General features: G+C 43.1%; 1 protein-coding gene and 2 pseudogenes. 1 reads left to right on the top strand and 2 read right to left on the bottom strand.

Annotation, left to right across the window (positions count from 1 at the left end):
• Positions 1-126: pseudogene (locus tag ACP45E_RS18930) on the bottom strand (response regulator); the annotation flags it as partial.
• Between the two features lie 102 nt (positions 127-228).
• On the opposite strand from ACP45E_RS18930, the gene ACP45E_RS18935 reads away from it, so the two are divergent.
• Positions 229-1,005 carry a chromosome partitioning protein ParA gene (locus ACP45E_RS18935; RefSeq protein WP_069585432.1) on the top strand — a complete coding sequence of 259 codons (777 nt, stop codon included), beginning with the start codon at positions 229-231 and terminating at the stop codon, positions 1,003-1,005.
• Positions 1,006-1,017: 12 nt separating this feature from the next.
• On the opposite strand, the pseudogene ACP45E_RS18940 reads toward ACP45E_RS18935, so the two are convergent.
• Positions 1,018-1,412 (bottom strand): annotated as a pseudogene (locus ACP45E_RS18940) (SPOR domain-containing protein); the annotation flags it as partial.

Genomic DNA, 1,412 nt, shown 5'->3' on the forward strand with positions numbered 1-1,412 from the left:
CAGTACCAGCGCGTCCGCACCGCTATCGGCTTTATTAATCGATAAGCGCATATACGGGTATTTTTCAAGTGACCGCCGAACAATTTCCAACGTCGCTTTACTGTCATCAACAATTAGAACCTTCACAAACTTTCATCTTCCTCGATGTAACCTGTTCAAAGTATAGGCACAAATTTTTATAACGACTAAACTTACCTGTTAAGTAAACCACTGCAATAAGTGAATAATATGTCAATAACGGATTTACTGACTGAAGAAATACTCGGGATGCTCGCCATTGATCTTGGCTTAGTGATTCTGAGTGGTTGGTTCATTATTCTGCTCCTCATCATTCGAGAGTTTCGAAAATTTGCGCACGGGTTCAACAAACCAAGCACAAGCAAAGGCATCGATGACAATACTCTGCATCTGTGCCAACAATCCGTCGACAACGCCCTTAATTATGCCTCAGAGAACAACGACACACTCACTGACTTGATTCAACTGCAACAGGCATTAGAAAGCCAAATGGCACTGCTGCGTAGCTCTACCGCCCAGCATGTGAGTGCAGAGGAGCAAGCTTCCATTGATGATTTAAATCTTAAGCTGAATAAATCTCATAAACTCATTCGAAAGCTCAAAGGGGATTTGAATAAAAGCGTCAAAGGATTACAAATCACGAAGAAAAAGTTATTTTCACAAACAGATACGGTCGAAGGTTTGCGTGAACAAAATGCGCTTCTCGAAAAAGATTTCGAGAAACTAGAACAAGAATATATTCAGATTAGTGAAGCAGGAGGGTTCCAGGACCTCGCCATTCAGTATCAAACCGAAAAAGAGCAATTGATTAATACGATTGAAGAATACAAACAGCAGGCTGAGCAAGGCGGCAGTCATGAAGATGTCGATGCGATGAAACAAGAGCTAAAAGAGGTTCAGCAGCAGATGCAACACCTCAGCAAAGAGAAAGATTTTGTTGAAAACAAATACCTTCAATTAGCTAAAGAGATTGATAAACCGTCGTAGTCCCTTACCGTATTATTTGACACACACGATATTCAAAAGAGAGGTCCCTTTCAACTGACTGACCTTTCCGCTGGTGAACAGCCCTTTTTTCTCGTATCCCCAATAAGGCAAGTGCATCGGCCAATTGTTATCAAGCATGATTTCCGCCGCCAGTAACGTTTCCCATTCCTTTTCTAACGGTAAACGCATACTCATAGCATCACACACTTCGGTCGCCGCGGTGTAATCTAAGCGGTTCCATGGTAAACCATGCTCCATATAAAATTGGCCGTCTTGGTCATTGGTGTAAGGGACTCGATACTCAAGCCCATCGATAGTCGTGGTTAAACGAGTCACGACCTTTTCGGTATCACGGGTCTCTTGAAGTGTCGAGTTTTCTGCGACGACTGGCGCGATAACCGGAACGG

It is taken from the genome of Vibrio genomosp. F10 str. 9ZD137, assembly GCF_049974785.1.
In the GTDB taxonomy this organism is placed as follows: Bacteria; Pseudomonadota; Gammaproteobacteria; order Enterobacterales; family Vibrionaceae; genus Vibrio.